This is a genomic window from Chroococcidiopsis sp. CCNUC1 (assembly GCF_023546805.1).
In the GTDB taxonomy this organism is placed as follows: Bacteria; Cyanobacteriota; Cyanobacteriia; order Cyanobacteriales; family Chroococcidiopsidaceae; genus Chroococcidiopsis; species Chroococcidiopsis thermalis.
On record NZ_CP097480.1, the window covers coordinates 5,074,957 to 5,095,337 of the forward strand.

Genomic DNA, 20,381 nt, shown 5'->3' on the forward strand with positions numbered 1-20,381 from the left:
AGATGAGAAAATTTCAAAAATCTTTAAACTCTATTTAAGAGAGGAAGACATATGGACATCGATCTGCGCGTTGCTTTTGTTCTGCTACCAGTAATCGCTGCTGCTAGCTGGGCGCTATTTAACATTGCTCCTGCTGCAATCAGACAAATTCAAGGCTTTTTCAACAAAGAAGCTTAATTTGAGGGAGGGGGGGTTAAAAAGCTTAGGGTGCGTTATTGAACGCACCCTATTCTTCGCTAAGCAACCCGCTTGCGAAGAGATGCAGCCCGTCGTTTTGCCGTACTGTTTTTTGGTTCTGACTCTAATACTTGCTCGTAAGCTTGTAGTGCTTGGGTAGTCAAGTTCTTTCGTTCGTAGGCGTGACCGACGTTATTAAGCGCTGTAGTATAGCTTGGATATAATCTCAAGGCTTCTTTGTAGTTGCGAATTGCCAAGTCGTATTGGTCTTGAGCAAAATAAGCATAACCCAAGCCGTTGTAGATGAGAGCTAGATTTTCTGGGTTTTGCTCTTCTTGCTCCGCTGCTTTGAGTGCTTTTTGGAAATTGGCGATCGCCTGGGTGTAAAGTTTTTTATCTAAATAAATTCCACCCAACTCGTAATGCTCTTCAGCCGTGCCTTGGGCTTGAGACAACTTTTTTTGCAGTTGTGCCAGAGTACCTTCAACGCGGCGCGTTTTAAAGACTTGGCGAAAGATAGCCAGTGCCGTTCCGCCCAGCAGGACTAACAAGATTAGCAGATAGACAGCTGCTAGATTTTTATCCATTGGCTGTAATAACTCAAATGAAAATAGTGTTTCTATCTTAATTATCCTGCGACTGTGGTGGAGTTATTGTAATTTTGGTTGGATTAAACTTGTTTGAAGTCAAGGCGATCGCCTCAGACTCAGCCTCAGTGAATAGAATTCTTAGCCGCACGGACTCTCAGACAGATACGAGTTCAGCGAATCAGTGAGGGAAGAAAACTAACAATTCCAGGGAAGACGATAATCGCCAATAAAACGAGCAGTTGCAGGATGATAAACGGAACCACACCGCGATAAATATCTCCAGTAGTAACTTCGCGGGGAGCAACACCCCGTAGATAGAACAGAGCAAAGCCGAAAGGCGGAGTGAGAAAGGATGTTTGTAAGTTAGCTCCTAATACCACGCCATACCAAATGAGATTCAAGCCTAATTTCTGCGCTACGGGAACAAATAGAGGTACGACGATAAAGGCAATCTCGAAGAAATCGATAAAAAAGCCGAGGATAAACACCACCAGCATACTGACGAACAAAAAGCCGATTTCGCCGCCAGGTAGATTAGTCAGAACGTCAAACATGAAGCGATCGCCGTTTAAGCCGCGAAATACCAAACTAAAAGCGGTCGAGCCAATTAAAATAAAAATGACCATGCTGGTAATTCGCAGGGTAACGTCGCAAACTTGCCAGAGCGATCGCCAACTCAACTGACGGTTAAAACCAGCTAGTACTATTGCGCCCAAGCATCCTACTGCACCTGCTTCTGTTGGCGTGGCAATGCCAAAGAAGATACTACCTAACACTAATAAAATCAACAGCAAGGGCGGGATCATCACCTGTACAACTCGTTTACCCAAATTTTTTCCTGCTGCTGCCCTGACATCTTCTGGTAAAGCTGGGGCTACTTCTGGCTTGAGGAACGCTACAACTACAACGTGTATGGCAAATGCTCCTGCCATCATCAAACCAGGAATGACGGAACCAATAAATAGATCTCCAACGGAAACGCCCAACTGATCGCCTAATACGACTAACACTACGCTAGGAGGAATAATCTGTCCCAACGTCCCAGAAGCAGCAATTACGCCAGTAGCTAATCGTTTATCGTAACCGTATCGCAGCATGATTGGGAGGGAAATTAGACCCATTGCTACTACGGTTGCAGCGACTACACCCGTTGTTGCCGCTAGTAGCGCCCCCACAACCACGACTGCTAAAGCCAAACCTCCACGCAATCGCCCCAAGAGAATTCCCATTGTTTCCAGCAGATTCTCAGCGATACCCGACTTTTCCAGCATCGAACCCAGAAAGATGAAATAGGGAATTGCCAGCAGCGTGTAATTAGCCATGATGCCAAAAATCCGCTGAGGCATAGCCGTGAGAAAAATCGGGTCGAATACACCCAAACTAATACCTAGCAAGCCAAATAAAATTGCTACTCCACCTAAAGCAAATGCAACTGGGTAGCCGAAAGAAAGCAGTACCAGCGCCCCTGCAAACATCAAGGGACCCAACCACTCATAGTCCAGTTCCAGGGTTATCACTCTGTTCCTCCTGCTGCATTCGATTGGTGATAATAGCTAAGTTTTTGATGGCTTCAGAAATCCCTTGAAAAATCAGTAACACCAAACTAACGATAATCATCGTTTTGATTGGGTAGCGGAGTAATCCACCAGGATCGGGAGAAGTTTCGCCAATTCTCCAAGAGACAAGAATGGTGTCCCAAGAAACAACCAGCACGATGATGCAAAAAGGAATCAGAAATAATATTGTGCCTAAGAGATCGGTCAAGGCTCTGAGTTTGGGCGACCAGTTACGATGGAAAATATCTACTCGGACGTGATCGTTATATTTGAGGGTGTAGGCAGCACCCAAAAGAAATACAAGATCGAATAAATACCATTGAGCTTCAATTAAAGCGTTAGAACTCAAGTTTTGTCCTACTGCCCGTCCTAGATAGCGACCGACGACGTTCCAGACTCCGACGAGTACCATGAGCAGGACGAAGCCAGCCGTGAAGCGTCCAATCCATTCGTTCATCGTGTCGATGATTTTTGATATGCGTAGTAGGCTTTGCAAGGTGTTTTCCCTCTCCAAAGCGATAGATGTAGCATTCTATCAATAAGCTGCGCACATAAATTAGTAGAGACGTTACATGTAACGTCTCTACATCAATCGGAATTCTCGAACTCTCGAATTTATTTATTGGGCTGAGGAGTTACCCGTAAATATGGCTTAACTTCCTGAATTCCTTTAGGGAATTTTTGCTTCGCCTCTTCAGTTGACATAGAAGGTACGACAATTACATCATCTCCATCTTTCCAGTTCACTGGCGTAGCAACGCTGTAGTTATCAGTTAGTTGCAGAGAATCGATCACCCGCAAGATTTCTTCAAAGTTACGACCAGTGCTAGGTGGGTAAGTGATAGTCAAGCGCAATTTTTTGGCGGGGTCAATCACAAAAACCGAACGAACGGTAACTTTAGCATTGGCGTTCGGGTGGATCATGCCATACAAATCAGAGACTTTTTTGTCGGGATCTGCCAAAATCGGATAGTCAACGGTTGTGGATTGAGTTTCATTGATATCGCCAATCCAACCTTTGTGAGATTCAGCATCATCAACGCTCAAAGCAATCACTTTTACATTCCGCTTATCAAATTCAGGCTTCAGTTTTGAGACTTCGCCTAATTCTGTCGTGCAAACAGGGGTATAGTCAGCAGGGTGAGAGAAAAGCACTACCCAGCTATCACCAGCCCATTCGTAAAAATCGATATCCCCAAATGAAGAGGACTGGGTAAAGTTAGGTACTGTATCGCCAAGTTGAAGCGCCATTTTTGTTTTCCTGTCGTCAAAATGTCATAGTTCGCCTACTATACAGATCCTGCCATAAAACCCCTGTTTTCCGATAGGAGTTTGCCTGTTTTAAAGAAAAATTTATGATGGGGGGTGAGGGGAAAGAGAGCTGAGGGAGCTGGGGAAGCTGGGGAGGCTGGGGGAGAAAGAACTTGAAAAGTCTGGCTCCTGACTCCTAACTCCTGTTCACTGATAACTGATAACTGACAACTGATAACTGATTAGTAAGCAAAGCTTAGTTTACGACAGTGCGATCGCTTCGGAGAAGCTTTTTTATATTACAAGATGTGTAGAGATGCGATAAACAGTGATGCCTGCAATTGAAACTGCTCGACTGCGACTGAGGTGTTTTACTGAGAGAGATTTAGAAGATTACGTGCGAATTTTTGCCGATCCAGAATATACCCGTTACTCTCCCAAGGGGAGCGTACCTCCAGAGCAAGTAAGGGAAGCAGCTCAAGCAGCCTATAACTACTTTACCTACCATTGGCAGCAACACGGGTTTGGCGTTTGGGCAATTTGCGATCGCGTCAACCATACATTAATCGGACAGTGCGGACTCAACTGCTTGCCCGATAGCCATGAAGTAGAAGTTCTTTATCGTCTAGATCGGGCATACTGGAATCAAGGGCTAGCAACTGAAGCCACAAAAGCTAGTTTGAGGTACGGATTTGAGCAAGTGCAGTTAGACCAGATCGTAGCGTTGACGCTACCACACCATTTAGCTTCCCGGCGCGTGATGGAGAAAGCTGGATTGCACTACACAAAAGATGCCCAGATTTACGGATTGAATGTAGTGTATTATACATTACGCCGAGTAGAATATCAGTCAGATGATTCTGTGTATGTTTTGTTGGTTTAAGTATCTTAGAGATTGCCAGTTACAGTTACAGAGACAATACTTAATCGTTACTCGTTAAAATTAAATGAGTGAGAATGTAATAAAAATTAACGACAACAGAATTTTTTGTTAGAGTACAAAAACAAGCATTAGCGCTGCAAATCGAAACATTTTAAGGGAACGCTCTATGTCACACACAATTGTTACTGAAGTTTGCGAAGGTGTTGCGGATTGCGTTGATGCCTGTCCTGTAGCATGTATTCATCCAGGTCCAGGGAAAAATATTCAGGGGACAGAATGGTACTGGATCGATTTTACGACTTGTATAGACTGCGGCATCTGCATTCAAGTTTGTCCTGTGGAGGGGGCGATTGTCCCAGAAGAAAGACCAGACTTGCAGAAAACTCCTTAGCTAGCAGAGGGCAGATGTAAATGGTAGCGATCGCACTTGCTGAGTCATAATCTGGGATAAGCTAAATGCTAATTGCTGAGAGCCAACCTTGAGGTATGTACAGTTCTGCTCCTCTGTTAGAAGTTGAAGATGTTTGGGCTGGGTACGTCAAAGACCTAGATATTCTCCAAGGTGTTAATTTTCGGATTTTTCCTAGAGAAATCGTAGCGGTGATTGGTCCCAACGGTGCGGGAAAATCGACTCTAGCTAAGACGATTTTTGGATTACTCAGCCCCCATCGAGGCAAAGTTACGTTTAAAAATCGCAGTATCACTGGTTTGAAGTCAAATCAAATCGTGCAGATGGGAATGTGTTATGTACCGCAAATTTCTAACGTCTTCGCCTCTTTGAGCGTAGAAGAAAATTTGGAAATGGGAGCATACATTCGCAAAACTGCATTAGCTCCTTTAAAAGATAGAATTTATGGGACTTTCCCGGTTCTAGCCACCCGCAGACGGCAAAAAGCTGGAACCCTCTCTGGGGGAGAACGTCAAATGCTCGCGATGGGTAAAGCTTTGATGCTAGAACCGAGTTTATTATTACTTGACGAACCGAGTGCTGCCTTATCTCCCGTATTGGTATCGAGTGTCTTTGAGCAAATTCAACAAATTAACCAAGGTGGAACAGCAATTGTCTTAGTGGAACAGAATGCTCGTAGAGCTTTGGCAATGGCACATCGGGGTTATGTATTAGACACGGGACGCGATCGCTTTTCCGGTCCTGGGAATGAGTTGCTCAACGATCCCAAAGTCGCAGAATTGTATCTTGGTGCGGGTAGGGTTCATTGAAAAATCAAGGTTAGCGAAAGATTAATTGAGTTTTCAAATTGAAATGAAGCGAGTTTTTCCAATTGTGGCTGGCTTCATGCTTGTTTTCGACTCGCAATTTGCTATGGCTGGTTCGCTGGATCGAAAACTCGGCATTGTGGTAGCGAAAGAAAATGTAGTTTGTCTCATCACGTCCGCGACAAGTCTCAATATTGGTAGTCAAGTCAATCTCGTACTTCTGTCTGTTCCACAGAAAGTAGTTAGTGGAATGGTTGTATCAGTGAGCGATCGCCAGTGTAGTGAGATATCAAAACCACACAATGTCTCTGGAAAATCTTATCGGCTATCGCTACTGAATAATCGCTCTCATCTGAGCGTACCTGCAATTGGTATTTTGACCTCAAGTAACCAACTTCATAGAGTTGGGTTAAAAGTAGTAGGCGATTTAGATAGCGATGGTATAGAAGAATCGTTTCGTTCTTGTGCGAGTTTTGAAGGTCTTCATCTCACCGTTTGGTCTGGTCAAGCGTTGACTGGAACTAGAAAATGGCACAGTTATTATTATCTTGGCTTTGATATTGAGCCGACCTGTACGAAATCAGAAATATAAAGATAACCAGGATACTTAAAAATTAACGCTGATAAAAGCTTGACTCATTCTCACAAATGCCAATTGCTTACCTAATGCTCATTAACTTAAAATATGAGCTAGCTTATTTGTTGCAATCTGAGACTTTCTCAGTATCAATTGAACTCTTTGTGGTTTAACCCGTGATTAATTTGGTTTTAACTAAATTGTAACCAAAAATCTGTCGTCAAAATTGCTTTCTGTCTTTTTCAAGTGATAAAATATCTGACTCAATGTTGGCTTCTATACACGCAATAAAAATTCAATCGATATATTTTTGTTGTATAGTTGCACCATCAGAAAAATGTATAGATTCAAAAACATTAAGAGTAGAGTACTTAAGTATTTTAGTCTCAGCTTGCTAGTAGCAGCCCTCGCGATCGCGCCTTCTCCCTTCAACCGCTCGCATGACTTTCCGATCGCACAAACAACCGCTCAAGCTCAAACTCCGCTCCGACCTGAAAATAGCTCAACTCAATTTGTAATAGCTCAGGCTCCTGCTGCTAAACCAGAACCAGCCGCAGCCGAGGAAAAAGAAGAGTTAATAGACTTCTTCGCAATGGGTATGGGTGCGTTAGCAGGTTTAGTACTGTTTATCTATGGCGTTACCCGTCTCTCCGAAGGGCTAGAGGACATGGGTACGGAACGGATGAGAGGTTTTTTGAGTAAATGCACCACAAACCGCTTTGCAGGTGTAGTTACGGGAGCTATAGCCACCACGCTACTTGAATCCTCCTCTGTCACAATCATCATGACGATTGCGATGGTGAGTGCAGGAGTCTTGACTTTTGTACAATCATTGGGGGTGGTTTTAGGGGCAAATATCGGCACTGCGGTAGGAGCGCAAATCATTTCTTTGGACATCGAACAGTACATTCCCCTACTGATGTTTGCGGGGTTATTATTGTTATTTTTGGAGAAAACAAAGACCTGGAAAAATCTTGGTATCGTACTGCTAGGATTTGGTTTGATGTTTTATGGATTAGAAGCGATCGATGAAGCGATGAAACCTTTCCGCACCTACGAACCCTTCATCGATTTGATGGAAACCTTGGGGAATAATCCGATTTTAGGTGCTGCTGTTGGCGCATTATTTACCGTAATTATTCAGTCTTCTTCCGCTACCGTAGCGATCGTGATTACCTTAGCAAGCTCCGGTCTAATTTCCCTACCTGCGGGAGTTGCCATCATGCTAGGTGCAGAAGTCGGGACTTGCGCCGATACGTTAATTGCTACAATCGGGCGCGGTCGTCCGGCATTACGCACAGGAGCGTTTCATTTCGGATTCAATTTAGTTAGTGCCATTTTAGGAATTATTTTTGCGCCCTTGTTAGTACAACTAGTACTTTCATTTTCTGGTGGTGCGGGTGTCGGTCGTCAAGTGGCTAACGCTCAGATTCTTTTCAATGGAATTGGCGTGTTGGTAATGGTGATATTCTTACCTGCGATCGCTCAAATTTTGCAAAGGCTTATTCCCGATACTGGTAATGACTTGAAATTGAAACCAGAAACAGTTCAAGCAGCAAGATAACTTATAAGTCGCAAGTTGGAAGTCAGAAGTTAGCATTTTATCTCTTGTTGCTTGACTGACTTACCAATTATTAATTATCAAACAGCGCTAATCAGAAAAAATATGTTGCAGCAATACAAACTGGCATCTGTAAGTGTCATGAGTTTCATGTTGGGCTTATTTGGTTGTACGAATACTCAAACAACTGATACGGCTGTGGATTTTCCCCAAGCGTTAAATGTAGCTCAAAGAAATATAACCACGAATAGATTATCGGGTAGCGTAGTTATCGACGGTTCCAGTACGGTGTTCCCTATCTCTCAGGCAATGGCAGCAGCATTTACTCAGGATAATCCAGACGTAAAAGTAAATGTAGGCGTATCCGGTACTGGTGGCGGTTTCAAAAAATTCTGTGCTGGAGAAACGGATATCACTGGTGCATCTCGTCCCATTAACATGCAAGAGATGGAGTTGTGCCAGCAAAATAAAGTTGAATATACAGAATTACCGATTGCCTTTGATGGTTTGGCAGTTGTAGTGAATCCCCAAAATAATTTTGTCAGTTGCCTTAAAACTGGAGAATTAAGACAAATGTGGGAGCCTGCGGCTCAGGGTAAGATTAATAATTGGAATCAAGTTCGTGGTAGTTTTCCAAATCAACCGTTACAGCTTTACGGTCCCGATGCTGAATCGGGAACTTTTGATTACTTCACCTTAGCAACTGTAGGGCAGGAAGGTAAAAGTCGCACTGATTATAAATCAAATGCTAACGACGACGCTTTAGTACAAGGAGTTGCGGCTAATCCCAATGCTCTTGGTTATTTTGGCTATGCTTACTACTTAAAAAATCAGGATAAATTGAAACTGGTAGCGATTGATAGTGGCTCTGGTTGCGTTCAGCCAAGTCCCGAAACAATCGCCAATAGTAGTTACCAACCCCTCTCACGTCCAGTATTTATATATGTCAAAAAAGCAGCGGCGGCGCGTCCAGAAGTTAGTGCTTTTACTAACTTCTATCTCAATCCCGATAATGCCAATTTGGTCTTACAAGTGGGCGACGTGCCGCTACCTAATATTACCCTCAGAGCCGCAGCTAGCCGTTTTAATCGGGGAATGACGGGGACAAATTTTGGTGGTAGAGGTGCGATAATCGGTGTAGCCCAAGAGGGTTTGTAGGTCAGTCAAACGCAGTATGCAAGATACGTGTCTCGTACCAACGCCACCTTATAGCGCTTTAATTTTTGATTGTGACGGCACTCTAGCGCATACTATCCCCACTCATATTCAAGCATGGTTGGCAACGCTGCGTCCTTTGGGTGTCGATCTCAGTCAGGAATGGCTTTACGATCGCCGAGGTATGTCATCGTTAGAATTGATCGAAACCGTAAATCATACTTTTGGATATGCCTTAGACGCTAATACTGTCAATCCCGCACGGAAAAAATACTTCTTGGATCTACTGCACCAAGTCGTAGAAATTGAAGCAGTAGCAGATGTTGCCCGCAGTCACTATGGTAGAGTTCCCCTAGCAGTAGCTTCAGGCGGCGATATTCGCGTAGTAGAACCTACCCTAAAGGCGATCGGATTATATTCTTTATTTGATGCGATCGTGACTGTTAACGATGTAGAACGGGGTAAGCCTGCACCCGATATTTTTCTGTTGGCTGCCGATCGCATGGGCGTTACGCCTACAGATTGTATCGTTTATGAAGATAGCGATGCAGGTTTAGAAGCTGCTCACCGTGCGGGAATGCGGGCGATCGACGTGCGGGAACTGTGGCTGACATCAGAAGCGGAGATAGGAGTTACAGATAGTTAAGAGATGAGAATGTAAAGATTTGTCACAATAAAAACAGCATCCGTCACCAGCTATTCAAATTCATGACTGCCTCACCTCTAACTGCATCCAGCTCATTTCCACCCGTAAAAACGTGGACTTGGCAGGGATTTTCGATTTGCTATCAACAACAAGGCGATACTGGTATTCCCGTCATCCTGGTACATGGCTTTGGCGCTTCTTGGTGGCACTGGCGCAAGAATATTCCCGATCTGGCGCAGACTTGTAGGGTGTACGCGATCGATCTCATCGGTTTTGGTGGTTCTGCTAAACCGATTCCAGGGGAATTCAAGCCAGGAGAACAAATCCTATATTCGTTTGAGACTTGGGGACAACAAATTGCTGATTTTTGCCGCGAAGTCGTGGGAACGCCAGCAGTTTTAATTGGTAATTCTGTCGGTTGTATTGCGGCAATGCAAGCAGCAGTATACGCCCCCGAGCTAACTATGGGTGTAGCGATGCTCAATTGTTCCCTACGTTTGCTTCACGATCGCAAGCGCATTAGCTTACCTTGGCATCGACGCTTCGGCGCGCCGCTGATTCAGAAATTATTAGCAGTTCAGCCAGTTGGAAAATTTTTCTTTCAACAACTTGCCAAACCGAAAACAGTCAAAAAAATCTTGCTCCAAGCCTACGCTCATCCTGAAGCAGTAACAGATGAGTTAGTAGACCTTTTGATGGCTCCAGCGAAAGATGCTGGGGCTGTAGCAGTCTTTGTTGCTTTCACAGCTTATTCTCAAGGACCGCTACCAGAAGATTTGTTGCCCCAGCTATCTTGTCCGGCAATTTTCTTGTGGGGAACAGCCGACCCCTGGGAACCAGTAGAGTTGGGGCAAGAGCTAGCAAACTATCCCCAAGTACAAAAGTTTATTCCCTTAGAAGGAGTCGGGCATTGTCCCCAAGACGAAGCACCAGAATTGGTGAATCCGATCTTGCAGGAGTGGATTGTGGAATTGGGGAGTCGGGAGAGTGACTAGTAGCTAGAGAATTTTAGATTTTGGATTTTTCTCTGCTCCCTTGTCTTCCTTGTCCTCCTTGTCCCTCTTGTCCTACCCTACTCCCTGCTCCCAGCTCGTCCCTGCTCCCTACTTTGTTCCAGCCAATCTTTACCAACTTGAATAGTAATGTCAGAGCCAAGGTTGCCCGTGCTTTCAACGCGGACTTCGCCTACGTTTAAGAGGTCGCGGATTGTTGTAGCACTTTCAGTATCGCCTTGCTGGGCAACGACGTGAGTTGTGTCTAATGGCTCAGACCACGATTTTGTAATGTATACATTGCGATAGCCTGCACCAGCAAGAGATTTGACCAAAGAGCGGACAGCGCGATCGCTACCCGTGCTATTGGAAATTGCAATTCTCAATCGCGCCGGATCGAAGTCAACTGGCTCGGATTCAGACAGAGGGGCATCGAAATGCTGCGTTGCCATCTTGGCAATGCGATCGCTGTCTGGCAACCAGTAGCTAGCTCTATATTCTCCCGCATTACTAAATCGTCCAGGCAACATCAACATTTGGATGTTGGATCGATTAGTTTGTACGCCAAAGTTTGCCAGTGCTACCAATTCATCCATCGACAAATTCGTATCGAGGTGCGATTGAACCACAGAGAGAATCTGCGGCATCCGAGTCAGCGTATTCGGCGACAAGGTTTGTTCTGTTAGCGCCCGCATGACGAGCTGCTGGCGTTGAATCCGTCCGATGTCGCCATTTTCGTCGTGGCGATAGCGCAGTAGTTGAAGAGTCTTGTTGCCGTCAAGATGCTGCTTGCCAGCTTTGAGATTAATATATAGATGCTGGCTATCATCTTGATATTTCATGTCTTTGGGAACGTAAACGGTTACGCCACCCAAAGCATCGATCAGCTTTTCCACTCCTTGGACGTTGATCCGAATGTAGCGATCGATCGGCACTCCATCTAGTAATTCGCTAATAGCTTTGGCACTGCCTGCTGGACCACCAACGAGATTAGCTTCATTGATTTTCGCTATGCCTCGACCTTCTACCTTGGTGCGGGTATCTCTGGGAATAGAAAGGGCAGCGATTTTTTTGGTTGCTGGGTCAAATCGTAGCAAAAGGATAGTGTCTGTCAAGCCGTCGAAGGAGTTGACTAACGCATGATATCCTTGCTTTTTGATTTCGGCAGCAGGGGTATTAACGTCTGTAGTGAGAACTTTTACACCTAGAACTAAAATATTAACTGGTCGGGTCAGCTCCGAAAGTTTAAAACCAGCCCGCGTTAAGCGATCGCCATGAGTCCCGAAAATTGCTTGCTCCTCAGGGCTAAGCTGACTTTGCATCAGCGGCTTGGTTGACATAGTATAGGCTAAGAGCGCCCCTGCTGTGGCTGACAACACAGCGACACCACTCATGATTACCCAGAACCACAGCCAACGCCCAGTCCTACTCATAGCACTACTGCGCCTAAAATTTTTGGAATTACTTGTAGAATTGGATTTTGAGCCTGATATTCTTTGCACTGATACAACTTCCTCACACTTAACACTAGTCAGCAAAAATAGTTAATAAGTTTTTAACATGATAATGGACAAAGGCACAGCTATATGCTGCGCTTTCTCAATTGGCATATTCTCTGCACGGGTAACGCTGGCTACTGAAACAGTAAATTTCATGGCTCTGGGATCGAATTAGAGAATATTGCCTGGAGTCTACTGCAAATCCTACAAAGTCGTCATCTGGCTTATTACGGAATTCCAGCCAGAGAGTCGTACTTTCTACCGCTGGCGTTGTCTTTGAACCTCAGCGTTCATCGAGCGTCCGATCTGCAAGTGCCGAAAATCCAGGTAGACGCACTGACTTTCCAGTAGTTAGTCGCAGCATTAACCACACACTGACTAAAAAATACCCAGATGTCAGTAAACTATTTAACATTAATAGACGAAAATTTAAAAACTCTGAAGCTTCTGCTCCAGCACTCAACAAGAAATATGCCAGCAACCAGCTTAGTGCTAGAGTGATAGATAAACGGCTGACGGCGAGTTTTTCTTTGTGGTAATTGGTAATTGGTAATTGGTAGTTGGTAGTTGGTAGTTGGTAGGTATTTTCCCCCTCAGCTCCCTCAGCTCTCTTCTCTCCCTCAGCTCTCTTTCCCCCAGCTCGTCCCTGCTCCCAGCTCGTCCCTGCTCCCTCATGACGATACAAAGTCCACAGCGAAGGAAAAAAGCCAATAATGGGGATGAGGTGAAAAAATAAATGCAGGCGATCGCGATTTAAATGCTCTGAGACTGTAAGCTTTTTCATATGATGTAATCGAATCCGAGCTTGGGGGGATGAGTTATGACAGCGGAGTTAGGGATAATAGGCTGCAAGGGACATTTGATTTAGTTCGCTCCCGCAACTGAGAAAATGCAGAAACGCATTATTATAGGTTGGTGGCAAGCAATGTCACCTTTGACGCGACTTCTGGCGATCGCGCTATTGGCTCCACTACTCGTACTCAATGCTTGGGCAATCTCCTCCATCGTTGATTACTTTCACTCGCTGATTGTTATTTTAGTCGGTGCTTCTTTACTAGCATTTTTGTTGAACTATCCGGTAGGCTGGATGGAGCAGCAAGGCGCAAGGCGAGAACAAGTTGCTATTTTAGTCTTTTTGTTGGCTTTGTCGATTTTACTGGCGCTAGGTGTCACCCTCGTGCCTCTAGTGATTAGTCAGGCGCAGCAGCTCGTAACTCGTTTGCCAGAATGGATAGACTCAGGGCGCTATCAGTTGGTGTTGTTAAATGAGTGGGCTGAGGCTCAGGGTTATCCAATTAATCTCGATGCCCTAGTCATACAAATCAACGATCGCGTTAAGGGACAATTACAAGCGATCGCCGTCCAAGCACTCAACCTAGCTGTAGTGACGGTGACAAGCCTGCTCGATTTTCTGCTGGGCATGGTTTTAACATTTTATTTGTTACAGCATGGGGACGAACTCTGGCAAAGCTTAATCGCTTGGCTACCAACACCCATTCGCCAGCCTTTTTCCCAAACCATCCGGTTGAGCTTTCAAAATTACTTCATCGGACAGTTAATTTTCGGTATTTGTATGGGTTCTGCCCTAACTGCCATTTTCTTATGGCTGAAAGTACCGTTTGGGTTACTGTTTGGAATCACGATCGGGTTTATGGCTTTAGTTCCCTTCGGCGGTACGGTGGGAATTATTTTGACCACTTTATTAGTAGCGCTGCAAGATTTCTGGCTAGGTACTAGAGTCTTGGTAGCATCTGTCATCATTCAGCAGATCTTAGATAATATCGTTGCTCCCCGTATTCTTGGTAGCGTAACTGGATTAAATCCCGTATGGGTACTGATTTCCGTCTTAACAGGCGCTAGAGTTGGCGGTTTGCTGGGCGTAATCGTTGCCGTACCTACAGCAGTCGTGATCAAGACAGCCTTAAGTGCCGTGCGATCGCCCCAACTGGTTGAAAGTCCTAATGCTGCTGCATCAGCTATGACAACAACTGAGAATCTTGCAGGGAGCAGGGACGAGCTGGGAGCAGCGAGTAGGGAGCAAGTTGCGAGTAGTGAGTAGCGATCGTACAATTCCGAATTCCGAATTCCGAATTCCGAATTCTTTTGCTCCTTGGCGATCGCCCCTAGCACGGGCGCTGCACCTCAATCGCAGTCTGCCTTATGCCCGTTATCTCCAATTGGCGACTGTCCGGCTTGATGGTCGTCCTGCTAATCGTACAGTGGTATTCCGGGGATTTTTGGATAACAGCGATCGCCTCAAGTTTGTCAGCGATACTCGCAGTGAAAAATTTGCCCAAATTGAAGCTCAACCTTGGGCAGAGGCTTGCTGGTATTTTCCCAAAACCCGCGAACAATTTCGGATTACTGGTACGCTAAAGGCGATCGCCTCCGACTCTCCCGATCCAGAATTACAGCAAGCCCGTATCTCCTGCTGGCAAGAGTTGAGCGACTCTGCACGGCTGCAATTTGCTTGGGCGCATCCAGGGCAGCTGAGAGCTGCTGATGACACCTTCAATCCTCCAGCACCATCCGCAGAAGTGCCATTACCGCACTTTTGTTTGCTGCTTTTGGAGCCAGTTCAAGTAGATCGCTTAGAATTGCGCGGCGACCCTCAAAACCGTACCATTTATACTTGGTTAGAGGGCGATCGCACTTGGTCTACTCAAGCCGTCAATCCTTAAATCCCCGCACCATCTAGAAACTGCTGGATCACTTTATCTCTCATTTGACAGCTAGCAGCAGCGGGAAGAGACATAACGACAGAATCTTGGTGTGCTTGCTGCTGTTGTACTTTTTCTAGCTGTTGTTCTAACGCTTCAATTCTGTCAACGAGAGCGCGAATGACCTCTGCTTCTGAGTCAGGTAAGCTACCGTGTTCTAACGGATCGACTCTAGCCCCAGAACGGTAGATAATTCGACCTGGTACGCCAACAACCGTGCAATTAGAAGGTACATCGCGTAAAACAACAGAACCCGCTCCAATTCTGACGTTACTGCCAAGTTCGATATTACCGAGGACTTTTGCCCCCGCACCCACCACGACATTATTTCCCACAGTCGGGTGACGCTTGCCGCTTTCTTTCCCCGTACCGCCCAGAGTCACGCCTTGGTAGAGCAGAACGTCATCACCTACGATCGCGGTTTCGCCGATCACGACCCCCATACCGTGGTCGATAAAAAAACCCTTGCCAATTGTCGCGCCAGGGTGAATCTCAATCCCAGTTAGAAATCGGGCGATCGCGGAAATAAACCTTGGAATGAAGGGAAGACGCAGTTTGTAGAGTTGATGCGCTACCCGATGGAAGACAATTGCCTGTAACCCAGGGTAACATAACAGTACCTCTAGCCAATTACGGGCAGCAGGGTCGCGATCGAAAATAATCTTGAAGTCAGCAGCTATGGTAGATAGCACGGGTCAATGCCTAGCCAGGACAAAATTTTTACTTCTTTTATCTTATCTCTCACCGTGCGATCGATAAAGTTTATTCGCGTTCTTTGCAGTGTAGAAATTTCGACTTACTTTTTCCTAACTTCTCTACCTGGTTCCCAATCGTGCCTCCACTCCTATTGATTACCTTGTTACTATTTACCGCATCGATGGTGACTAATATATTCGTCCTAACTCCCATAGAGTTAATCAGGCACGCAAATATACCGCATTGGTTACTTTTGGGCGGGCTGTTGTTAGTATTCCTTTGGTGTTTTGGGGAAGAGTAAGACGAAACTCTATAATTAAATTTCCTGCTCGATCCAGATCGCTTCATGGCTTGATAGGCTTCGATCGCTTTCCCTGCACCGACTGAGCCATTGCCTGTAAATCTTGCGCCCAGTCTGGCTGAGTCATGAGTAGAGCTTCCGCCGCCTTGCTATCTGTAGGCTTCGAGAAGAAATAACATCGATTATTTTGCGATCGATCTCGCCGGGCATGTATTCGATCGTGTACCAGGCAGACAAACAACCAACAACTTGTTGCTGGCAGACGACTTTACCAACATATGTTTTAATGTTGTGCGCCTGAATACTAGGCTCAGATTGAGCGTATTTTGTTGTGAGTAGGTTTATTCGGATGGCGGCGTTTGCCACTGTCATACTGCACGAAGCCCTCATTATCTAGAAAACTATATAATGTGCAACTCGCTCCCAATAATTCTCCTAACAATGATGTTAATTGATTGATATTTTCGATCGGATCGGTACGAAAATTTAATAAACACTGATTGATTTTCGTTAATTTTGCTTCTATCTCCTTTTTCTTATTTATCACAATCTCAGCTTGACGAGCGCTGTCATCTCGTTCGCTCTGTTCTACTATTTGCGATCGCTCTAATGATGACAGCATTGTTACGATCGTCTCTTGAAATCAAAGATTGAGTTTTTGAATTTATGGCGATCGCAGTGCATCTATCAATTCTCCCCAAATAAACGTACAAATAAAGATGAAATATAATCTTTGACAAATATTCATTGCCTACCCTACGAAAGTTTTTAATCCTAAAATGGCTTTAAAATAAATCTTGCAATGAGGTATTTCAATACTTGCAATTATACGCGCAAGAAAATATCATAAAAATACTAAGAAACTATTTCTACTCGTGACAGCAATATTGTTTATCCTCAAGGGAAATCATAATGACTTTTGTAGAGCGATCGCGACAATGGTGGTCTAGTATTACCAAATTTTACCTAAGTAAATGCAACGAATTTTTTAGTAAAAACAAGCAGTTCTAAATGATTTGTAAAGTAGGCTTCTAGCCTGCGGCAGGCTAGAAGCGTGTTCCACGTTCATGAATCAAATAGGATTGCTATAGATGCAAAGGGAAAAATTACCGATTTTTACATAGTGTAGTGGGTGAGAATAAGTCGCAAGTAATTCCCCCTGCTCGTGCGCTCCCTGCTCCCTGACAACTGACAACCAGTCACTAGTCCCTTTTCTGACTTCTACTTGGTAAAATTGAAATAATGTCACAATTTGCAAATTAGCCGACCGTAGCGAGTAGATTCACATGGCTTCTGAAATCGCAGTTGAAAAGAAAAAGTTAAAAAACCCTCCCTTAGATATCCGCTATTTGGGCGATCGCGCTCTGCGTCAACCTGCAAAACGCATCAGCAAAGTCGATGTAGAAGTTCGCCAGTTGGCGCGAGAAATGCTACAGAGTATGTATAGCGCTGACGGCATCGGTTTGGCTGCGCCACAAGTAGCTGTATCCAAGCAAATCATCGTCATTGACTGCGAACCAGACAATGCTGCTAACCCACCCTTGATCCTGATCAATCCTACGATCAAACGTACCAGCAGCGATATCTGCGTGGCAGAAGAAGGTTGCTTGAGTATCCCAGGCATTTATTTGAACGTGACGCGCCCCCAAGCCGTAGAAATTGCTTATAAGGATGAATACGGGCATCCGCGATCGCTACAAGCTACAGACCTACTGGCTCGCTGTATTCAACACGAAATCGACCATCTCAACGGAATTGTCTTCGTCGATCGCGTCGAAAACAAGCTGGCTTTAACCCAAGAACTGGCAAAGCATGGCTTCTCCATGAGTGCAGTCAAACCTGTTGCTTGAGGAGATTTACCATGAATGCAATGACACCCAAAAGCGGCTTATTTCTTGGCGGCTGTTGTATTACGGCGATCGCAGCAGTTGGTTCCGTGTTCGAGCTAGCCTCTGGTCAACCCGATTTAGGTAACTTGAACACAGCGGTAATTCTTGCTGTAAGTATTCCAGCCACAGTCCTCTTGTTTATTGCTGCCGTGCGGAATGCAAACAGCGAGTGAATTCAGAGGAGATAGAAGAAGACAGAAAGTACTGACATTCGTTTGGAAGATTCAATCGGTACAAGTCCTTAAATTTATCTAGCAATTGCAGGACTCAAGTATAAAATGATGGTCTTGAGAACAAGAGCGCGAGTGCAAACAGCCTCGATTCCAAATATATGAATGTTTAGTTGTCAGATTCTCTCCGTCTCTTGTCTCCTGTCTCTCGTCTCCTCTCATTACCGATACTATATGACCGAACAACATCTTGCTGAAGGATGGTTGCGGCTATTACCGAATGCAGGAGAAGCTGGACTGACACGCAGTTACAGCCTTTCACCCGAGCGAGAAATGGCGATCGGGCGCGACCTTGCTTGCGATATCGTGTTGGAATCGGAGCAGTACGGTATGGTTTCTCGCCATCATGCCACTTTATACCCCCAACCTCAAAATCGGTGGCAGGTGTGTGATATGAACAGTAGTAACGGTACTTTTATCAACGGACAGCGCTTGCAAGGCTGTCGGGAACTCGTTCCAGGCGATCGCATCACGTTGGGCGAAGGTCGCGAAGCAAACCGCCTTCGGCATCGCGGCGCAGAATTCATTTTTGAATCTCATTCTCCTCACCCATCCAGTATTATCCCGCCACCTGTATCGCCTCTGACTGAAGCGGAAGTCAATTTCTCCCACTTATTTCCGATTATCTCTACGGCTAAAGACTTAACCCGCAAAGCTTATTTAATTCCTGGTATTTTTACAGTTATATTTGTCGTATTAATGTTTGCTACTGTCGGTCAACCAAAAGCGATTCGCTTCAATCAACTCTTGGTTGCTACCTACTTGAGTAGCGCTGCTTATTATTTTATCTATCGGCTTTGTGGAAAAATTAAACCTTGGTGGCTCCCAATTCTTGCTGCCACAGCTACAGCACTCATTTTATTTAGCCCTATCTTACCCCTATTTATCTTTATCTTCCGTCGCATCTTACCAGGAGATTTACCTAACTCTCTTATGGCGCTTAGCTTTCCCGAATTATTCTTGCGGATGTTCGTCGGAGCTGGCTTAATGGAAGAGTTTCTGAAAGCTTTACCCGTCCTGGGGGCATATGCTTTAGGACGACGACTTGCTTCTCCTTGGCGTGAATGGATTGGGGTCTGGGAACCTTTAGACGGCATTCTACTAGGAACTGCCTCAGCTGTAGGCTTTACCTTGGTCGAAACGTTGTGGCAATACGTGCCAGAAATTGCTCAAAACGTGGCGATGTCAGCCGGACAAGCTGCTGGTCAAATTGTGGGATTGCAATTACTGATTCCGCGTATCATTGGTGCAGTTGCTGGACATATGGCAGATAGCGGATACTTTGGTTATTTCATTGGTTTAAGCGTACTCAAACCGCGTCAACGTTGGCAGATCTTGACTGTGGGATATATCAGTGCAGCCGCACTTCATGCTTTATGGAACTCCACCGCTGCTTTTAGCGGCTTGCTCCTAGTCGTGGTAGGCGTTCTATCGTATGCGTTTTTAACAGCAGCGATTCTCAAAGCCAGAATGCTCTCACCAACGCGATCGCAAAACTTTGCCACTCGCTTTTTGGAAAAGACACCTAGAAGACCAGATTAAGAAAATTTTGAATTTTAGATTGAGTTAATTGCTCTCTAAGATCTCGCCCCTCACTCCTCGCCCCGCTCAGCTTGCAATTGAGATATAGCGTAGCGAGCGATCGCCAAACTGATTTGAGCGCGTTCGATGTCAGATCGCACTTCCCAGTCTTGACCGTAACGATTGAGCGTGGATTCGATCGCGGTAGTAGATGGCTCAATACTACTGCGCATACTGTAGGCATATGGACGAGCGAGAATTAACAGATCGTCTTCCGAACAATTCGGTAATAATTCTTGTACGCACTGTACCAATTGTTGCGCCATAGATTTTTGTGTCGCTAACATGTCAGTTGCTTTATGAGCGATCGCTTGTAACCAAGGTGTCGGCATGTAAGCTGCAAATCGCTGTTGCAAAGTTATTTGAAGAGACTGCTCGTCTGTGGCACTAGCAGACACAGTTGTTGGCTGAGTCTTCTCCCATAAATGTTCCATGCTAGCGAGGAAATCTGGCGCATGGGCAGAGAGTTCCTCTTCCCACCAGTCTTCTTGCTGTAATTGCTGTTCTTGTTCGAGAAAGAATGCTTCTGCTGCTTCTTCAGCAGGGTTCCAGGGATAAGTTGCTGTTTCAGAGGCAAGTAGTGTTTCTAATAACTCTAATTCAGTCAACAACCGATGCCGTTCGTTAATTTCAGAAGACTTGAATTCGTTTGTCATTGTACAATTCATCATGGGTGTCTGCAAAAACGCTGTATGAGTAGCTACACCACCTGAACAGCCATTTCCGCAACTACATAAATTATGCAAATAAGATTGGGGATCGCAGTATCTCTGCTGCAATTTTGCAGTATTTAATTGCAGTTTTTGCATAAAGCATCTTGCTTTTTCCCTCTCTTTACTGCATGAAGTGCGGATTAATTCCA

At 45.1% G+C, this 20,381-nt stretch carries 25 protein-coding genes; 14 read left to right on the plus strand and 11 right to left on the minus strand.

The features are described 5' to 3' along the window. Window positions 1-51 precede the first annotated feature (51 nt). Window positions 52-177, plus strand: coding sequence for a photosystem II protein Y (locus tag M5J74_RS23405; RefSeq protein WP_015156407.1), 126 nt, complete (start codon window positions 52-54; stop codon window positions 175-177). A 59-nt stretch (window positions 178-236) separates the two neighbouring features. Here M5J74_RS23405 and M5J74_RS23410 read toward each other — a convergent pair whose 3' ends face one another. The 4 genes from M5J74_RS23410 to M5J74_RS23425 all read right to left on the minus strand — a co-directional run bounded on the left by M5J74_RS23410 (window position 237) and on the right by M5J74_RS23425 (window position 3,574). Then, entirely contained in the window at window positions 237-764 is a 528-nt protein-coding gene (locus M5J74_RS23410; RefSeq protein WP_015156408.1) for a tetratricopeptide repeat protein, read from the minus strand. Between the two features lie 173 nt (window positions 765-937). After that, entirely contained in the window at window positions 938-2,275 is a 1,338-nt protein-coding gene (locus M5J74_RS23415; protein WP_041463399.1) for a TRAP transporter large permease subunit, read from the minus strand. Then, complete coding sequence (locus M5J74_RS23420) at window positions 2,259-2,819, minus strand: TRAP transporter small permease subunit (RefSeq protein WP_015156410.1); 561 nt, start codon at window positions 2,817-2,819, stop codon at window positions 2,259-2,261. The genes M5J74_RS23415 and M5J74_RS23420 overlap by 17 nt, the downstream gene beginning before the upstream one ends. Before the next feature lie 119 nt (window positions 2,820-2,938). Further along, a complete protein-coding gene (locus M5J74_RS23425; RefSeq protein WP_015156411.1) occupies window positions 2,939-3,574 on the minus strand; it encodes a peroxiredoxin in 636 nt (211 codons plus the stop codon). 331 nt (window positions 3,575-3,905) lie between these two features. Here M5J74_RS23425 and M5J74_RS23430 point away from each other — a divergent pair, with 331 nt between their 5' ends. The 8 genes from M5J74_RS23430 to M5J74_RS23465 all read left to right on the plus strand — a co-directional run bounded on the left by M5J74_RS23430 (window position 3,906) and on the right by M5J74_RS23465 (window position 10,606). Beyond that, on the plus strand, window positions 3,906-4,457 hold the full coding sequence (locus M5J74_RS23430) for a GNAT family N-acetyltransferase (RefSeq protein WP_250013439.1): 552 nt from the start codon (window positions 3,906-3,908) through the stop codon (window positions 4,455-4,457). Window positions 4,458-4,623: 166 nt separating this feature from the next. Beyond that, window positions 4,624-4,848: a ferredoxin family protein gene (locus tag M5J74_RS23435; protein WP_015156413.1), complete on the plus strand. Its 225-nt coding sequence runs from the start codon at window positions 4,624-4,626 to the stop codon at window positions 4,846-4,848. Between the two features lie 95 nt (window positions 4,849-4,943). Beyond that, entirely contained in the window at window positions 4,944-5,675 is a 732-nt protein-coding gene (locus M5J74_RS23440) for an ABC transporter ATP-binding protein (protein WP_250013441.1), read from the plus strand. Window positions 5,676-5,718: 43 nt separating this feature from the next. Further along, the gene (locus M5J74_RS23445) at window positions 5,719-6,264 is read left to right on the plus strand and encodes a hypothetical protein (protein WP_250013442.1); all 546 of its coding nucleotides are present in this window, start codon (window positions 5,719-5,721) and stop codon (window positions 6,262-6,264) included. Between the two features lie 322 nt (window positions 6,265-6,586). Continuing rightward, a complete protein-coding gene (locus M5J74_RS23450; RefSeq protein ID WP_015156416.1) occupies window positions 6,587-7,813 on the plus strand; it encodes a Na/Pi cotransporter family protein in 1,227 nt (408 codons plus the stop codon). 102 nt (window positions 7,814-7,915) lie between these two features. Next, a complete protein-coding gene (locus tag M5J74_RS23455; RefSeq protein ID WP_250013444.1) occupies window positions 7,916-8,968 on the plus strand; it encodes a PstS family phosphate ABC transporter substrate-binding protein in 1,053 nt (350 codons plus the stop codon). 16 nt (window positions 8,969-8,984) lie between these two features. Continuing rightward, complete coding sequence (locus M5J74_RS23460; RefSeq protein ID WP_015156418.1) at window positions 8,985-9,611, plus strand: HAD family phosphatase; 627 nt, start codon at window positions 8,985-8,987, stop codon at window positions 9,609-9,611. A 62-nt stretch (window positions 9,612-9,673) separates the two neighbouring features. Continuing rightward, on the plus strand, window positions 9,674-10,606 hold the full coding sequence (locus M5J74_RS23465; protein WP_015156419.1) for an alpha/beta fold hydrolase: 933 nt from the start codon (window positions 9,674-9,676) through the stop codon (window positions 10,604-10,606). Between the two features lie 77 nt (window positions 10,607-10,683). Here M5J74_RS23465 and M5J74_RS23470 read toward each other — a convergent pair whose 3' ends face one another. Continuing rightward, the gene (locus M5J74_RS23470; RefSeq protein ID WP_250013453.1) at window positions 10,684-12,036 is read right to left on the minus strand and encodes an LCP family protein; all 1,353 of its coding nucleotides are present in this window, start codon (window positions 12,034-12,036) and stop codon (window positions 10,684-10,686) included. A 349-nt stretch (window positions 12,037-12,385) separates the two neighbouring features. Further along, window positions 12,386-12,886, minus strand: coding sequence for a hypothetical protein (locus tag M5J74_RS23475; RefSeq protein WP_015156421.1), 501 nt, complete (start codon window positions 12,884-12,886; stop codon window positions 12,386-12,388). 105 nt (window positions 12,887-12,991) lie between these two features. Between M5J74_RS23475 and M5J74_RS23480 the strand changes: the two genes are divergently transcribed. Both M5J74_RS23480 and M5J74_RS23485 read left to right on the plus strand, forming a co-directional pair. Continuing rightward, window positions 12,992-14,161 (plus strand): AI-2E family transporter, encoded by a 1,170-nt coding sequence (locus M5J74_RS23480; RefSeq protein ID WP_106218236.1) that lies wholly within the window; start codon window positions 12,992-12,994, stop codon window positions 14,159-14,161. Further along, entirely contained in the window at window positions 14,154-14,783 is a 630-nt protein-coding gene (locus tag M5J74_RS23485; protein WP_250013455.1) for an Npun_F5749 family FMN-dependent PPOX-type flavoprotein, read from the plus strand. Before M5J74_RS23480 ends, M5J74_RS23485 begins: the two co-directional genes overlap by 8 nt. On the opposite strand, the gene cysE is transcribed toward M5J74_RS23485, so the two are convergent. From cysE to M5J74_RS23505, 4 genes are all read right to left on the minus strand, one after another. After that, entirely contained in the window at window positions 14,780-15,514 is a 735-nt protein-coding gene (gene cysE / locus M5J74_RS23490) for a serine O-acetyltransferase (RefSeq protein WP_015156424.1), read from the minus strand. The genes M5J74_RS23485 and cysE overlap by 4 nt on opposite strands. A 348-nt stretch (window positions 15,515-15,862) precedes the next feature. Then, window positions 15,863-16,060 (minus strand): hypothetical protein, encoded by a 198-nt coding sequence (locus M5J74_RS23495; RefSeq protein ID WP_250013457.1) that lies wholly within the window; start codon window positions 16,058-16,060, stop codon window positions 15,863-15,865. Between the two features lie 69 nt (window positions 16,061-16,129). Beyond that, a complete protein-coding gene (locus M5J74_RS23500) occupies window positions 16,130-16,441 on the minus strand; it encodes a hypothetical protein (protein WP_250013459.1) in 312 nt (103 codons plus the stop codon). A 450-nt stretch (window positions 16,442-16,891) separates the two neighbouring features. Beyond that, window positions 16,892-17,068, minus strand: coding sequence for a hypothetical protein (locus M5J74_RS23505; protein ID WP_250013461.1), 177 nt, complete (start codon window positions 17,066-17,068; stop codon window positions 16,892-16,894). 37 nt (window positions 17,069-17,105) lie between these two features. Here M5J74_RS23505 and def point away from each other — a divergent pair, with 37 nt between their 5' ends. From def to M5J74_RS23520, 3 genes are all read left to right on the plus strand, one after another. Continuing rightward, entirely contained in the window at window positions 17,106-17,669 is a 564-nt protein-coding gene (gene def / locus M5J74_RS23510) for a peptide deformylase (protein ID WP_015156426.1), read from the plus strand. Window positions 17,670-17,680: 11 nt separating this feature from the next. After that, window positions 17,681-17,881: a hypothetical protein gene (locus tag M5J74_RS23515; RefSeq protein ID WP_015156427.1), complete on the plus strand. Its 201-nt coding sequence runs from the start codon at window positions 17,681-17,683 to the stop codon at window positions 17,879-17,881. A 231-nt stretch (window positions 17,882-18,112) separates the two neighbouring features. Further along, window positions 18,113-19,480, plus strand: coding sequence for a PrsW family glutamic-type intramembrane protease (locus M5J74_RS23520; protein WP_250013463.1), 1,368 nt, complete (start codon window positions 18,113-18,115; stop codon window positions 19,478-19,480). A 50-nt stretch (window positions 19,481-19,530) separates the two neighbouring features. Here M5J74_RS23520 and M5J74_RS23525 read toward each other — a convergent pair whose 3' ends face one another. After that, window positions 19,531-20,175 carry a hypothetical protein gene (locus tag M5J74_RS23525; protein WP_250013464.1) on the minus strand — a complete coding sequence of 215 codons (645 nt, stop codon included), beginning with the start codon at window positions 20,173-20,175 and terminating at the stop codon, window positions 19,531-19,533. Between the last annotated feature and the right edge of the window lie 206 nt (window positions 20,176-20,381).

What these genes read in the sequence shown, in the direction of transcription:
- def (WP_015156426.1), top strand. Translation starts at nt 17,106, where the DNA reads ATGGCTTCTGAAATCGCAGTTGAAAAGAAAAAGTTAAAAAACCCTCCC.
- M5J74_RS23525 (WP_250013464.1), bottom strand. Translation starts at nt 20,175, where the DNA reads ATGACAAACGAATTCAAGTCTTCTGAAATTAACGAACGGCATCGGTTG.
- M5J74_RS23445 (WP_250013442.1), top strand. Translation starts at nt 5,719, where the DNA reads ATGAAGCGAGTTTTTCCAATTGTGGCTGGCTTCATGCTTGTTTTCGAC.
- M5J74_RS23500 (WP_250013459.1), bottom strand. Translation starts at nt 16,441, where the DNA reads ATGCTGTCATCATTAGAGCGATCGCAAATAGTAGAACAGAGCGAACGA.
- M5J74_RS23470 (WP_250013453.1), bottom strand. Translation starts at nt 12,036, where the DNA reads ATGAGTAGGACTGGGCGTTGGCTGTGGTTCTGGGTAATCATGAGTGGT.
- M5J74_RS23410 (WP_015156408.1), bottom strand. Translation starts at nt 764, where the DNA reads ATGGATAAAAATCTAGCAGCTGTCTATCTGCTAATCTTGTTAGTCCTG.
- M5J74_RS23475 (WP_015156421.1), bottom strand. Translation starts at nt 12,886, where the DNA reads ATGAAAAAGCTTACAGTCTCAGAGCATTTAAATCGCGATCGCCTGCAT.
- M5J74_RS23435 (WP_015156413.1), top strand. Translation starts at nt 4,624, where the DNA reads ATGTCACACACAATTGTTACTGAAGTTTGCGAAGGTGTTGCGGATTGC.
- M5J74_RS23440 (WP_250013441.1), top strand. Translation starts at nt 4,944, where the DNA reads ATGTACAGTTCTGCTCCTCTGTTAGAAGTTGAAGATGTTTGGGCTGGG.
- M5J74_RS23520 (WP_250013463.1), top strand. Translation starts at nt 18,113, where the DNA reads ATGACCGAACAACATCTTGCTGAAGGATGGTTGCGGCTATTACCGAAT.
- M5J74_RS23430 (WP_250013439.1), top strand. Translation starts at nt 3,906, where the DNA reads ATGCCTGCAATTGAAACTGCTCGACTGCGACTGAGGTGTTTTACTGAG.
- M5J74_RS23425 (WP_015156411.1), bottom strand. Translation starts at nt 3,574, where the DNA reads ATGGCGCTTCAACTTGGCGATACAGTACCTAACTTTACCCAGTCCTCT.
- M5J74_RS23515 (WP_015156427.1), top strand. Translation starts at nt 17,681, where the DNA reads ATGAATGCAATGACACCCAAAAGCGGCTTATTTCTTGGCGGCTGTTGT.
- M5J74_RS23460 (WP_015156418.1), top strand. Translation starts at nt 8,985, where the DNA reads ATGCAAGATACGTGTCTCGTACCAACGCCACCTTATAGCGCTTTAATT.
- M5J74_RS23465 (WP_015156419.1), top strand. Translation starts at nt 9,674, where the DNA reads ATGACTGCCTCACCTCTAACTGCATCCAGCTCATTTCCACCCGTAAAA.
- M5J74_RS23480 (WP_106218236.1), top strand. Translation starts at nt 12,992, where the DNA reads ATGCAGAAACGCATTATTATAGGTTGGTGGCAAGCAATGTCACCTTTG.
- M5J74_RS23450 (WP_015156416.1), top strand. Translation starts at nt 6,587, where the DNA reads ATGTATAGATTCAAAAACATTAAGAGTAGAGTACTTAAGTATTTTAGT.
- M5J74_RS23405 (WP_015156407.1), top strand. Translation starts at nt 52, where the DNA reads ATGGACATCGATCTGCGCGTTGCTTTTGTTCTGCTACCAGTAATCGCT.
- M5J74_RS23455 (WP_250013444.1), top strand. Translation starts at nt 7,916, where the DNA reads ATGTTGCAGCAATACAAACTGGCATCTGTAAGTGTCATGAGTTTCATG.